The 14,152-nt window shown below is 44.6% G+C and carries 16 protein-coding genes; all 16 read right to left on the bottom strand.

Annotated features, from left to right (window positions below):
* Positions 1-16 precede the first annotated feature (16 nt).
* Complete coding sequence (locus G628_RS0106520) at positions 17-2,008, bottom strand: methyl-accepting chemotaxis protein (RefSeq protein ID WP_026654292.1); 1,992 nt, start codon at positions 2,006-2,008, stop codon at positions 17-19.
* Positions 2,009-2,189: 181 nt separating this feature from the next.
* Entirely contained in the window at positions 2,190-3,140 is a 951-nt protein-coding gene (locus G628_RS0106515) for a DMT family transporter (protein WP_051199060.1), read from the bottom strand.
* A gap of 55 nt (positions 3,141-3,195) precedes the next feature.
* Entirely contained in the window at positions 3,196-3,714 is a 519-nt protein-coding gene (locus G628_RS0106510) for a GNAT family N-acetyltransferase (RefSeq protein WP_242827186.1), read from the bottom strand.
* Positions 3,711-4,478, bottom strand: coding sequence for a GNAT family N-acetyltransferase (locus tag G628_RS0106505; RefSeq protein ID WP_027208772.1), 768 nt, complete (start codon positions 4,476-4,478; stop codon positions 3,711-3,713). The genes G628_RS0106510 and G628_RS0106505 overlap by 4 nt, the downstream gene beginning before the upstream one ends.
* A gap of 46 nt (positions 4,479-4,524) precedes the next feature.
* Entirely contained in the window at positions 4,525-5,238 is a 714-nt protein-coding gene (locus G628_RS0106500; RefSeq protein WP_027208771.1) for a hypothetical protein, read from the bottom strand.
* A gap of 86 nt (positions 5,239-5,324) precedes the next feature.
* The gene (locus G628_RS0106495; RefSeq protein WP_026654287.1) at positions 5,325-5,699 is read right to left on the bottom strand and encodes a hypothetical protein; all 375 of its coding nucleotides are present in this window, start codon (positions 5,697-5,699) and stop codon (positions 5,325-5,327) included.
* A gap of 13 nt (positions 5,700-5,712) precedes the next feature.
* Positions 5,713-6,486 (bottom strand): PhzF family phenazine biosynthesis protein, encoded by a 774-nt coding sequence (locus tag G628_RS0106490; protein ID WP_027208770.1) that lies wholly within the window; start codon positions 6,484-6,486, stop codon positions 5,713-5,715.
* A complete protein-coding gene (locus tag G628_RS18695; protein WP_155833779.1) occupies positions 6,483-6,638 on the bottom strand; it encodes a hypothetical protein in 156 nt (51 codons plus the stop codon). Before G628_RS18695 ends, G628_RS0106490 begins: the two co-directional genes overlap by 4 nt.
* Before the next feature lie 5 nt (positions 6,639-6,643).
* Complete coding sequence (locus G628_RS0106480) at positions 6,644-7,111, bottom strand: GNAT family N-acetyltransferase (protein ID WP_027208769.1); 468 nt, start codon at positions 7,109-7,111, stop codon at positions 6,644-6,646.
* Positions 7,112-7,148: 37 nt separating this feature from the next.
* Positions 7,149-7,517, bottom strand: coding sequence for a fluoride efflux transporter CrcB (crcB, locus tag G628_RS0106475; protein WP_027208768.1), 369 nt, complete (start codon positions 7,515-7,517; stop codon positions 7,149-7,151).
* Positions 7,514-8,389, bottom strand: a complete 876-nt coding sequence (locus G628_RS0106470; protein ID WP_027208767.1) for an NAD-dependent epimerase/dehydratase family protein — start codon at positions 8,387-8,389, stop codon at positions 7,514-7,516. The genes crcB and G628_RS0106470 overlap by 4 nt, the downstream gene beginning before the upstream one ends.
* 6 nt (positions 8,390-8,395) lie before the next feature.
* Positions 8,396-9,760 (bottom strand): MATE family efflux transporter, encoded by a 1,365-nt coding sequence (locus G628_RS0106465; RefSeq protein ID WP_034500683.1) that lies wholly within the window; start codon positions 9,758-9,760, stop codon positions 8,396-8,398.
* 90 nt (positions 9,761-9,850) lie between these two features.
* Positions 9,851-10,315 carry a GNAT family N-acetyltransferase gene (locus G628_RS16625; protein WP_051199059.1) on the bottom strand — a complete coding sequence of 155 codons (465 nt, stop codon included), beginning with the start codon at positions 10,313-10,315 and terminating at the stop codon, positions 9,851-9,853.
* Positions 10,316-10,353: 38 nt separating this feature from the next.
* Entirely contained in the window at positions 10,354-11,085 is a 732-nt protein-coding gene (locus G628_RS16620; RefSeq protein WP_278246545.1) for a GNAT family N-acetyltransferase, read from the bottom strand.
* 153 nt (positions 11,086-11,238) lie between these two features.
* Positions 11,239-11,784 (bottom strand): GNAT family N-acetyltransferase, encoded by a 546-nt coding sequence (locus G628_RS0106450; RefSeq protein ID WP_027208765.1) that lies wholly within the window; start codon positions 11,782-11,784, stop codon positions 11,239-11,241.
* A gap of 518 nt (positions 11,785-12,302) precedes the next feature.
* Positions 12,303-13,844 carry an ATP-binding cassette domain-containing protein gene (locus tag G628_RS0106445; protein WP_027208764.1) on the bottom strand — a complete coding sequence of 514 codons (1,542 nt, stop codon included), beginning with the start codon at positions 13,842-13,844 and terminating at the stop codon, positions 12,303-12,305.
* Positions 13,845-14,152 lie beyond the last annotated feature (308 nt).

Raw genomic sequence — 14,152 nt, 5'->3', positions numbered from 1 at the left:
CAAAGGGGTTACCGCCTTATACGTTGAACTTATCTGTTGTATCCTGAAGATTTATGATGCTATCCATTACATCCTTGGTCTCACCCGAAACATTCGCACTGTATTCTGTGATACTCTGCATATTGTTCGAGATATCGCGAACCGCTTCGCCAAGCTCTTTCTGCACGGAATTTATTCTTTCCAGTACATTGTTGATATCGGCTACGGATGTGCTTACTTCCTTGGCACCGCTGCCAAGCCCCTTACTTATGTCGCTGTAATAATTTGCATCATCCATGTAATTCTTCGCAAGAGTCTCAAGATTATCATAATCTTTAAGCACTCTGTCGGTAAGAAATGTGATGATCTGATTACTTACTCTCGAAAGCTCATTTACATTGGCTGTAACTTCGTTTGTAAGTGCATTTACCTTATCAATCTCATTTCCTGTTGTAGTACTTAAGCTGTTGATCTCACTTGCGACAACCGCAAAACCTTTGCCCGCTTCTCCCGCTCTTGCCGCTTCTATGCTGGCATTGAGTGCAAGAAGATTTGTCTGGCTTGCGATATCCTGAATTGCACTTGCCACATTCACAATCTGCTCAATTACCTGAATTCCCTTAAGAGCTTCTTCAAGCTCCTCTTTTGCCCTGTTCGTCATCTCAACCGCATGATTCTTGTTTGCAAGGATCTCGGGAACCATCTCTTTAACTCTTCCGATCACTTCATTGGTTCTGTCGCTCATACTCTTGGTATCAGCCGCAAAGCTCTCCGTTGCAGTCATAACATTATCACATATCTTGTCAATGTTCTGGATGCTGGCCGTCTGGGTCTCTATGCCTCCCTCCGTGCGTTGCATCGCTTCATTTATCTCGGAAATACTGTCTTTGATATCGGTAATCTTATCGGACGCACTCGTCATCTTGTCTTTTATAAGCTGCGATTCGTCTTTAGTCTTATGTATCGTATCAATGACGCGGTCTTCGAGCTCTGTCAAAAGATATCTTATTTCTTCCGTCTCTGAGCGGGTCTGCTTGATATTTTCATTGCCTATGACTTTCTCTTTTACAAAAGACTTCATTTCTTCCATAGGCGCAAGCTGCACACCTATAAGCTTTGTCATAATAACAATTACAGCAGCTATTGCTATCAACGTAATAATTATGGCAGTTACGATAAGTTGTGTTATGGTGCCGCTGACGTTTTTCCTTGGCATAACAAGACCAAGCGCCCAGTTACAGCCTTCTATAGTGGATGTTGCGATGTAATTCTTTTCGGAATCGTAGTCCTTCGTAAGAACCACTTCGCTACCCGGCGTCGTAATTATCGAAGATATGCCCGGCATAACGTTAAGCACAGCCGTTGCCGTCTCTTCCCCCGGAAGGAACGCATCATTTTCATGCATTATGTAATTGCCGCTTGCATCAACAAGGAAGCCGTACTCGCCTTTGCTGTACGGAATGCTGTTGACAACATTTGCGATATAATCAAGGGTAAAATCTGCTCCGAGAACGCCCGCAAGCTGGCCGTTCCTGTAAACAGGCGTTGCGATAGTGATACACATACCGCCAATCAAAACGTCCATATACGGATCTGTCACTATGGTCGTTCCTGCTGCCTCTGCTGCCTTGTACCATCCCCTCTGTGTGGGATCGTAGCCCTCCGGCGGCTTTGCATTTGGATCCATCTGCAGATGTGTCTTATCTGCCATACCATAATAAAGATTAAGAAACTCAGAATGTCCGGCAGCCTGCGTCGTGACCATCTGCTGAGCATGTTCAACATTATAGGATTTGTCGGGAAGTGCAGCCAATGCCGCAGCACCTGCACTGTTAAGACCTTTTTCCATCTCAATCCAGGCATTAATCGAATTTGCATACTTATCAGCGTTTATCTGAAGCTGATTTGTAAGCTGTCCGGTAAGCTTGCCACCCGACGTTCCGACAATAACTGCCGAGGAAATGACCATTGCCGCGACGACAATGAGAATTACAACTAACGTAAGCTTTTCTTTGATAGTACCTTTCATATAAAACAGTTCCTCCTGCCTTTTACAAACCGGATCAAGCATCCCTTAAACGCCATTCCCCGGAAATTTTCAGTACACTCTGTTATTACTACGTTGATGCGTTATTGATTCATTTTAACATATTTTTACGATATACAGTATATTTTTCTGTGACTCAGACGACAGGAGGAATTGAACGCCTTTACTTTCTGTTGACCACATATATTCCCAGACTGACAAGCAAAAGAGCCGTCACATACCTAAGACTCAGCTTATCCCACTCAGCAAGGAAGAATGCGGACAAAAGAGCTCCGAAGATTGGATTCGAGAAACCGTAGATCGTAACCGTCGATACAGGATTGTGCTTGAGCAAAATCCCCCATATCGAGTACGCAACCGACGATATCAATGCCATGTATATGATAAGCAGAATGCCAATCGGTCTTGTCAGGTGAATCCTTCCACCTGCCGCAAATCCTACAACCATCATGACAAAGCCACCAATAAGGAACTGATATCCGCTGAGCGTCACCGGATTCTCTTTTACGGAGTACTCCTTTATAAGCACCGATGAAATTGCATACGAAACCGCAGCGATCAGGATAAAGCCTTCGCCGTTAAGCGCAAATCCCGCACCGATACTTCCGCCTGACAAGCTGACAATGATAACTCCCGCAGTTCCGAGAAGGCAGCCGATTATCTTTTCCGAAGACAGGTGCTCCTGCTTCCTTACAAGGCATGCCAAAAGAATCGCAAAAAACGTTGTCATCCCATTGATTATCGACGACTTCACTCCCGATGCATGCGCAAGTCCTATATAAAAGAAAAAATACTGCAGCATCGTCTGAAAAACACTGAGAGTGCAGACCATCTTCCATGATGTCTTCTTGGGAAAAAGAACTTTTCTCTGAAGGAGGCTTCCGAAAATGATCGTCAGCACTCCCGCCAGCAAGAATCTTATTCCCGCAAAAAGAATCTGCGACACGCTGTCCTGCGCGCCGATCTCAAACATCTCATATCCCGCCTTGATACTCGGGAACGCACTCCCCCACAAGAGGCAACAGAATACCGCCAACAGACATACTACAAATTTGTTCTGCAGCAAAGTGCTTTTGGTCCCGGGGGACGGGGTTTGTGGTCCATTTTGTTTCATGAATAATTACCTTCCAAAGCTTTTATTTAGTAATAGTTCTCTCTGCCGGATCATGTCACAGCTCTTTTTCATAGCATAAAAAATCCTGATCGTACAAATGACACTCGCCCACTTCATTAAATCCAAATACCGCATATGAGCGGATTGCCTTGGTATTGTACTTACCGACAAGTATGTGAATTCCGTTACATCCGCGTCTCTTAAGCTCCTCCATGCCATGCTTAAGCATTATCCTTGCAAGTCCCTTATTCTGCTCCGCAGGAAGGACTGCAAGCCTAGCAAGCTCTCCCTCAGGTTCGAGATTCTTATCCCAACAGGGAAGCCTGTTAACTTCCTCATCTTCATCAATCGAAATCGCAGCTTTTATTATCCCGTCTTCCTTTAATACAAACAGTCCGTCACGCGCAAAATCCGCATCGATTGTCTCATTCGACGGATAATACTCATCCCACGGGCAAAGTTCCCTTCCGATCTGCGCTTTATACAGCGCCAATATCTCCTCACGGTCTTCCTCCGTGGCTGTTATGATCTTGTATTCTTTTTCCAAGTCTATAGTCCTTTCCATTGTTGTCATTTATTCATTCCGTCCACAACCTCCGCAGGCTTCACCGTTACTTCAACCCACGAGGGCACAAATCCGCTTCTTATCGCATTTCTTGCCGACCTTACATTCGACCACGCACAGCAATAAAACGGAACCTTGCCGCGTTTAAGTATCTCTTTTGCCAGCATATTAGTAAGAGCTGACGCTATTCCATTCCGCCTATACTCGGGAAGAACGTCCACTCCTATCTGCCACATATCGTCGCAGTCCGCAGAAGCCCCTGCAAATCCCACAAGCTTATCGCCATCGTACGCGCCCATTCCAAGAACATCGAGTTCCTTGCGGGCACTGCAAAGTGCATTGCTCCACTGCGGAAGATACAACGCCTTGAAATCCTTAGGTCCCAGAATCCTTGTAGCATATGAGCACTCAAGCACCGGCATCTTTTCAATATCGGGCAAAAAGAACTCTGCCATGAAACACACCTTATGCCCAAGTTTTTCAATCCTCTCAATGAGCCAATTCATATTTGGCGTCTCAAAGCAGTGATAAAACTCAAACTTTCCGACGTACTCTTTTACAATATCCGCAACTTCATCCGATGAAGCCGCAACCACGTTATTACCGTACGTAATGAAATTGCACGTTATCGGCTCCTTATAGTACTTGCGCGCCTTCTCACCTAGCCTGAACGGAACAACAACATTTTTATCCGACAAAAAATCCTCCGCACGGCAACCGTTGTCTTCCGCCGACTGCCGAAGCGCTATTTCCAGTATTTCTTTGTTAGTCATTTTTAATCCTCTATGGTCCATGGGGACGGGGTTTGTGGTCCATTTTTCAAAGTACTTCTTTCAAAAACTCCACCACACCGATATCCTGCCTGTCTACGTAATTCTCAAGTTCATCCTTGTTTTCTTTTCCAAAAGCAACAAGATTGTCTATCTCGTTATTATGCGTACTGTCCTTGAATCTGCCAAGCGCCGCGGTTAACTCATCCGCACTCATAGATGACTGAAGCACCGTGCCTATACCATATTTTCTGCCGTTAGTTATAAGATAGGTTTCTCCGACATTTTTGATACTATTCCTAATCTCTTTTCCGGCTTCTTCCTCAAGTTCTCTCATCACGGTAATAAGCGGATCAAGTTTTCCCGTCACATCATCCTTATCTTCAGGATCCATCGCGCCTCCAATAAACTGTATCTTGCCTGTAAATTCAGAACCCGCACCATTTAGAGCAACAATATATTTTCCTTCACAAGATTTTAAAAGACATCCCGCGTAAAGATTCCTGCACGCAAATTCTCCCAAATCATGTATTTCACTGTACTTGTAATTCGCATAATCGGAAAGTGCGCACTCCAAGGTAATCTCGCCGTTGTTGTTCTCCATATCAAGCACCGAATACACCGGCCCGTTAAACATTCCGGGATGCTGCCTTTTTTGCTCATTCCAATATATTGAAACCTGTTCTTTTAGATTCTCCGGTAATTCCAGTATGTTCTCTTCGCCTTTTATGATCAGTTCTTTTGCCTTGATAATTGTAGTCATGTTCACCTCTCATCTATTTGCTATAGTCTACATGGGACGAGGTTTATGGTTCATTACAAAAAGTCGCATATATCCTATTTCTAAATTTATCTTTCACCCGTCTTAATGAATCGTATCAATTCCTCAACATCATCAAAATCGTCATAGTCTCCAATAATACCTTTCCTGTGATAGACTATGCCGTTTCGCTCATTCCTTTCTAGACAGTTAAGCAGTTCTTCCTCTCCGTATCTCTTTACAAAAAGTGTGAATCCATACGGCTTTATCTTGCCAAACATGCCTTTCTTGCAGTCGCTGTCGCAATCGTAGCAATGCCCATAGTCTTTCTCTTTGGAGCACTTCCTGTTCTCGCACCAAGCATCTCCCGGGCACTCACCAGAGTCACAACCTCCGCAATGATCGTTCTCACTGCAAAGGCAGCACGCCAATCCGCACCTTGCTATACCAAGTTCTCTTTTCATATTTTGCCATCTCCTACACAAATAATTCACTCACAGAGTACAACACCGCCTTGCCTATAATCACCACTCTATCCGCCTGAATTCTGCATTCAAGCTTGCCTCCTCGTTCAGATGCCTGATACGCGTGAATTTCTTTTTTTCCAAGTTGCTCTGCCCAATACGGCGCAATCATGCAGTGAGCGGAACCGGTAACAGGATCTTCATTTATCTTATCTTTCGGGGTAAAAAATCTTGAAACACAATCATACTCTTTTCCCGGAGCCGTTACACCAACTCCACCGCCATCAAGTTGAATCATCTCATCAAAATCAGGCGACATCTCGCGAATTATCTGTTCATCTTCATAAACAAGCATAAGATCACGATCAATAAACGCTCTGACAGGCGTATGCCCCGTTGCCTTGGTCATCTGTTCAGTGACAGGTGTTTCATTAAGCCGATATGCCGGAAAGTCCATGACAATCTCATCCTGCTGCCTATGAATAAACAGATCACCGCTCATGGTATGAAAGGTAATGTTATCCGCGTTCTTCTCATAATAGTTAAAAAGAACAAACGCCGTCGCCAACGTCGCATGTCCGCACAAATTGATTTCTCCCCCAGGTGTAAACCAGCGGAGATCATATCCGTCATTGGATTTCACGGCAAATGCCGTCTCCGAAAAATTATTCTCCCTGGTAATATTCATCATAAGTTCTTCAGGCAACCACTTATCCAAAACACAAACTGCCGCCTGATTTCCATGAAAAAGCTTGTCTGTAAATGCATCTACAATATACTGTCTCATCTCTTGTCCTTATCCTTGTCTTTATCTTTTGCCATAAGAGTCTCAAGTGCCTTAGCCAGTTGCTCCGCAGAAACCGCTGATATCTTATCCGCATACTTATTCTGCTTGAGCTCGATTTCTTTCAGTTTCTTATCCTGGTTCTTTTTATCCATGCTTATCACCCTTTTTCATAAAAGACAATATCCATGTGCTCATTTACCTTTTCAATCTTACCCGTTTGATGGTAACCAAGTTTCTCATACAAATGCAGATTTCCTTTTTCCTGAAGTATCGTATCAAGGCACCAATGCTCGGATCCGTATAGCTTCTCCGCCTCCTTTACCGCCTGTTGCGCATATCCTCTCCCCCTAAATTCCTGCATTATCCATATTGGAGAGATACGCTTCCTGCTTCCGTCTTTCATGTCAACGATACGGATTGCTCCTACCTTTTCATCTCCATGCATAATAAAAAAATATTTCGTCCAAGGCTGTTTGAACCTGGCAATGACTTTTTCAAGTTTCTCCGCACCGGGGCTCATTACGTAATCTTGATACTTCTCCAAAAGCTCCGCAAATGCCTCCACTTGCATCTTCCATACAATTTCAATCTCATCGATTGTTACAAGCCTGAGTTCTACGTCCATGCCCCCATCCTCCTTTTCCAAAAATCTCACTGCCGAATCACCCTTTAACAAGCGCCGCAAGCCTCTTGCCGCAGATTACGCCGACAATACAGCACGCAAAACTAAGCGCCACATACACTCCGCCTGCGCCATACTGCTTCTTTTCAAAAAGATTGACCGCCTCAAGCGAAAACGTAGAAAACGTTGTAAAGCCTCCGCACACTCCCGTTTTCCAGAAAAGAACAGTATTTCCCGATATACCTTCATTGTTATCGGCAAGCCCTACGATAAATCCGATCAAAACTGCACCTAAAATATTTGTAACAAGCGTCAGTATCGGAAATCCGGATTTAACCGGAATAAGACTTATCGCATATCTTAGCACCGCTCCCAAAGCTCCTCCGAGAGCAACAAACAAAAAATTCATACACACCTCTCCACCATATCAATCTCATAATCCATCAGCTCATAAATCCAATCACCAAGCTCCGAAAACTCAAATCCCAGCGCCCGCGCTTTCTGCGTATCAAGGCTCATGTCATTTTCAAGTCCATTATAAGGAGCCACGTCACCATCTTTGCTGTAAACCGCAGCCTTTCCGGTTTTCTTTTCAATATAACCGATAAGCTCAGAAATCTTGACAATTCCCTTAGAGCAGCCATTTATCGGCCCGCACACATCGGCACTTGTAAGAAACGCGATAAACTCGCCTGCTTCTTTTTCATGGATAAAAGAAATCCCATAATCAAGGTCATCCACAAACATCGGCAACTCATTCATGATATGCTCTACATAAAACCGAAGCCTTCCGGTATAGTCATTTTCGCCCAGCACGATGGGATACCTGACAAACACGCACTTCCCAGCGTCCATGAACTCATAAGTCGCCCTTTCCGCCTGCCGTTTGGACTCGTCATAATCCTCCGTTCTGTACGCCCACACCAGCGGATACTTAGCGGCATCAAACTCATTTTCTCCAATAAGCGGCGCATCTTTCGCATAAACCGAGCACGTCGACATCTGAATATACCTATCACACTTGATATTGGGCAAAAGAGCTCTCACATCATTTGAACTGTACGCAACCTTGTCAATTACCACTTCAAAACTCCCGTCACCTACAGCTCTTTTGACACTTTCCGTATCAGTCCTGTCCATAACAATATGCCTAACGCTCCCGCAAAAACTAAGCGCATTATTCCCGCGCGTCGCGACCGTCACATCATGCCCCGCATTTATAAGCGCATTCACCATAGGAATGCCAAAAAATCTCGTCCCACCAACAACTAAAATCTTCATACTCTGTCACACTCCCGCCGGCCAACCTTCATGTTTCCTTATCCTTGCATAAATAATGTATGAAGCAATGACCGTAAACATATCCGCGACAGCCTGCGTCCACACAATTCCCGTCATTCCAAACAGACGGTTAAACAGGATCAGGATAGGTATGTTAAAGACAATCTGTCTTATCACGGCAAGCCAAAAAGATTCTTTTCCGCGCCCGATTGCCTGTGCAAAATGAACCATCGAAAAGCAAAGGAACATCAGCGGCGTTGCAAAGCACCTCGCACGAAGGAACTGCGTTCCAAAGCGCACCGTGTCGGGATCTCCGATAAATGCCCTCATGATCAAAGGCGCAAATGCATAATACAAGATCACACTCACAACTCCTATCGCAAGCCCCACTACTCTGCCGAATCTGAAAATTCCGTCCATTCTTTTTCTATCGCCCGAAGAATAACTGTACGCGATCAGCGGAACCATGCCCATGCAGATACCGATTCCGATATTAAGCGGCAGACGCTCGGCTTTAAGCACAATTCCGATGGCGGCCAGCTCAACATCGCCATACGACGCTGACAGGCGATTTATCACGATCGTACACAGGTCAAAAAGAAGCACTCCCACAGCCGCAGGAATTCCCACTCCAAATATTGAGTAAAAAGACTCTCTCGAAGGATATTCGCCGTTTGTCCTAAATCTGAGAATAGTTTCTTTTCCCGCCTTATGGTAAGTAACGATAAAATACACCGAAACCACAATATTACTTAGCATAGTTGCAAGCGCGGCACCCATAACCTGCTTTCCGTCAGGCAAAATCACAAACATAAAAATAGGATCAAGCACAGTATTAAGCACGCCGCCCATACTAAGCCCAAACGATGCCTTTGCCGAAAGTCCTATGCTTCTTAGCATTGATGAAACCGTGCTGCTGAAAATAAACGGTACTCCACCGATAACAACCACAAAAAGCATGTACTGCCTGGAAAACTCAAGCACATTTTCGCTCGCCCCAAGAAAAACAAGTATCTTCGTCATCCCTATCAAACTAAGTAATGAGAAAAGGCATCCGACTCCCAGCGCCATACATATACAGGCCGCTGACACTTTCGATGCTTCTTCATCATTACCCGCACCGATAAGGCGCGCAATAAGCGTACCTCCACCAGCTCCAAAGATATTTGATATCACAATTGTCAGCATATAAATCGGCATCACCAGAGAACAAGCCGCCACCATGTACGGATTATTTGTCCTTCCGACAAACCACGTATCCGCAAGGTTATATATCAGTGCAATCAGCTGACTCGCAATCGCCGGAAGCGCCATCACTCCCAGCGCATGCGGTATATTATCTTTTTCAAAAAGAAATTTCTTATCTTCCATGAGTTTCTCTTTCGTTGGTATCCGTCCTTTTGGTCCATAGGGACGGGGGTTGTGGTCCATTATTGCACAACATATAATATATACCGTTTTTCACAGATTTTTTGCCATACACACCGCTCCGACCAGATTATCATACGGCGGATAATTCTCGATTTTGCTGTAGCCAAGCTTCTCATAAAGTCCAACAGCATCAGCCATTATCGCTCTTGTTTGAAGAATTGTTCTTTTATATCCAAATTCTCTAACTCTATCTTCAATCTGCTTCATTAAATCTTTGGCAATGTGCCTGCCTCTGTAATCAGGTTCCACCCAAACACGCTTAATCTCAGCATCATCGTTCGAATACGGCTTAAATCCTGCGCATGCAACGGCAACATCCCCGATATATGCAATAAGCACATTGGGTATTCCGTCAGAATGGTTATATGGCACAAAAGCTCTTCTGTTCTCTATTCCGCCAACAATCTTGCTGTAATATTCCTCTGTCTTTCTATAAAACTCCTGAAAATCCTTATTACTTCCGTCTGTCCAGTTATAAGCAATGCTGTCTGACATAAAATCTCCCTCTTAAGCACTATTCATGTGCTTTCCCATCAAGCGTGCGTTATCGCCTGAAACATAAACTCATCCTCACCGTTTTCGTCGAAGAACTTCCCTCTTACAAAAAGATGTGTATCTTCCTCTACAACCTCGCTCTTATCATAACCTGTCGAATCGTTCGGTGTAAATGCGAGAATGACTTTCTTAATTTCTTTTCCAAAAGCAGATATCACGCGGTCTATCGCGCCACTACCGACAACGGCATGAAGAATCAAAGTATCGTCCTCAATCTCTGCAATCGCATAACTGTCACAATCCTCGATATAAAAAGTATTTTCCCTCATGAACTGAGCCAGGTAAAACATGTACAGCCCAGCGTTGGAAACCATATACACCTTGGCATTTTGCTCGGTTTGATTAAGAATTTGCACCATTTTGTCCCAATCTCTCTTTTCCGACATTGGAACAAGCTGCGCAGTCCGCTCTGCATCATTATTAACAGCCTTACTAAACTGAAATTCTCTACTCTTTCGAAAGCCAAACTTAGGATAGAAATCAACGACAGAATCGTTTGCAAAAAGATATATTCCATCAACTTTGTTTTCGTAGTCTTCAACAATCTTCTCCATCAGCATCCTTGCGTATCCCCTCCCCCTGTAATCAGGATCGGTCATTACCGTTCCAATCTGGATAAGCTTAACAATTCTGCCGTCATAATTCATATTGCAAGCATTCACCGAAACATTCGAAACAATCTTCCCGTCAGCCACAACCGAATACGGAATGTAATTATCTTTCCAAAAGCCATTCCGGTACCAACCTTCAAAATTCAGCCGCCAAACACCTTGCCTGCAAGCTCATTGAAGGAATTTCTGAGATATTCGTTATCTCTGTAATTCTTTTCGATTGTCATATTACAAACCCTTCCTTATAACTTGTCACAGCTCAAGCAACATATATACAACTTCCTGATACCCGCTTACTCTTGAGTTAAAACCTCTGGGATTGCGGCCATACTCCACAAATCCCATCTTCTTGTATAATGCCACCGCTCTTTCATTCTCTGCAACAGCATTTAATTCCAGCTGCGTGTAGCCTGCTTCTTTGGCACATTCTATGCAAGCCTCCATAAGAGCCTTGCCAAGCCCAAGCCCCCAATACTCCTTCAAAATAGCAATTCCAAGCTCTGCGCGGTGCTTAAGCTTGTACTTTGATCCAACCGCTTCGATACCAGCTGTTCCGGCGGCAACACCGTCTACCACTGCAACTATCTCAATCTCATTTGGACTCTCCGTTTTCTCCTTAAGGAACTCCGCCTCCTGCTGCGCATCGAAACTATTTTCATCAGGATAGGATAAAAGATAATCCGTCTCCGCATGAGTCTCATTAAAATTCACAAAAACAGCCTCGCCATCAGCATATTCGCCGTTTCGAAGAAGTGCCTCTCTTCCGTTTTTTAAAGTAATAATCTTGTTATATTTCATTTCTATTCTGTCCTCCAAAATTCTGTACGGTCCATTTTACGTCTGCCTGTACCGTACGCATCTTCTGTCGCTCATCTGTGCGGTGCTAATTTACTTCCCTGCACCGTACAGATCTTATCCCGCGCCTGTGTGCGGTGCTTATTCACTTCCCCGCACCGTACATATCTTCCACGACTTTCCTGTACGGTGCATATTAGCTTTTCTGCACCGTATATATCTTATGCCGCTCATCTGTGCGGTGCTAATTTACTTCCCTGCACCGTACACATCTTATGCCGCTCATCTGTGCGGTGCTAATTTACTTCCCCGCACCGCACATATCTTCCACGACTTTCCTGTACAGTGCATATTAGTTTTTCTGCACCGTACATATCTTATGCCGCTCATCTGTGCGGTGCTCTTTCACTTTTCTGCACCGCACGCATCATACGCCGCTCCTCTGTACGGTGCTTATTCACTTCCCTGCACCGTACATATCTTCCACGAATTATATATATGTTTCATCCAATATTCCGTGTTCATTTAGTTTCCTCAAGTCCCTCTCTCGTAAGTAAATACTTCTTCGTGCACACTTCCTCAATATACTTCCTATCATGCGATATGCTGATCACCGCGCCCGGAAAAGAAGCTATCATCTTCCTGATAACAGGTCCCGAAAGTGGCGAGAAGTTACGCGTTGGCTCATCCAAAACAAGCACATTCGCATCGGAAAGACTCATCTTAAGAAGCAACACTTTCGCCTTCTGCCCGCCCGAAAGCTCACGAATAGGATGCTCCATCTCATCTGCGGTATATTTAAGCGAACCAAGATAAGTCCTTATGCGCGTGCGAACCTCCTTATCTCCCGTGTCATCCAAAAATTCCACCGGCGTCACATCAAGATCAAGCAAATCCTCATAATTCTGCGGCATATACTGTACCCTCAGGTCTTCTCTTGCCAGAAGTTCATCCGCAATCAACCTAAGAAGCGTAGTTTTCCCAACTCCATTTGTTCCAACAATGCATACCTTCTCAGGTCCTCTTACCCTTAGAAAAATATCTTTTGCCAAGACCTTTGAACCATCGGGCGCAACCAGCTCATCAAGAGAAAACTCGATAACCGTCTTACCTGCCGGCATCCTCGAATTTTCTTTTCCCAGTTTAAAAAAGATTGCCTCCTCCTGCTCAGGCCGCTCCGTCATGTTCGCATCCTGCTTCTCAAAGCGCTTTTCCATCGACTTCACCGCGCGCATTTTATCCTTAAGCATCTTTCCGACTCCCGGCTCCTGCCGCGAAACATTCGAAAGCGCCCGCTCAACCTTATCATGAATCCTGTTGTATCTCTCGTCACGAAGCTTCTTTTCCTTACGGTCATTAAGCGCAAGCTGCTCCTGCCTCTCGAAAGCCTCCGCTCTATGCGCAATGTAATGCCTGTAGTTGTCCTTCACGACCACGTAACGGCTCTTGGTCTTGCGCATGATCTGCTCGATATGAATTATCACATTGGCCGTGTTTTCAATAAGCGTCTCGTCATGCGAGATGAAAAGAACTATGTGCTTCCACCCATTTATCAGCCTCTCAAGAAGTTCCAGCGTGCTTATGTCGATATCATTTGACGGTTCATCTAAAAGCAGAACCGTCGGCTCGTCAATCAGTATACGCATCAGCTGCGCCTTTACTTTTTCGCCACCGGAAAGGCTCCCCATCTTTTGATCTGCGTAAAAGAAATCCTTAGAAACCCGGAATTCATTCGCCATCTCCGAGAGTTCTTTCGGTGTCTTGTCAAAAAAGCTCCCGGCTTCCGAAAAGTAATCATAAAGAGTTTTTTCTTTTTCCCATTCAGGAAGTTCCTGCGGCAGATAGCCAAGGACTTCGTAGCCAAGAATTCTCTCGCCTTCGCACTCCGCGTACTCTTCCGCAAGCTCCGGATCGTATATCCATTTCATCAGCGTAGATTTGCCGTTGCCCTCCTCGCCGATTATCACAGCCTTATCGCCGTCGTTTAGAGTCAAATTGAATTTATCAAGAATGACGCGCAGGTCCTTGCGGTGCGTTATTGTTAAGTTTTTTACGTTAAGCATATTGTTCCTCCAAAGGTAAAATGATGAGTACGTAAGGAAGCTCTGCTCTCGCATTCGCTCGCCAAAATGGTCCACTACCCCCGTCCCCTGGGACCATATGGAAAAAGAAAAAGCCTATTCTGCATACGCAAAATAGACTCACACAAATAGACCCACATTACATATAGGCTAAACATGCATGATAATCCAGATTAAGCGCACACAAAACAGCCGCCGTAAGCAGCCTCATCATCACTGATAGTGTTCACCTAAACTAATTATCTTCTGTACATATCCTCACCTAAACGCTACGCGTTCTTTCTTTATAC

This window comes from Butyrivibrio hungatei NK4A153 (assembly GCF_000424465.1).
GTDB classification, from domain to species: domain Bacteria; phylum Bacillota; class Clostridia; order Lachnospirales; family Lachnospiraceae; genus Butyrivibrio; species Butyrivibrio hungatei_A.
This window is presented reverse-complemented; position numbering and strand designations above follow the sequence as displayed.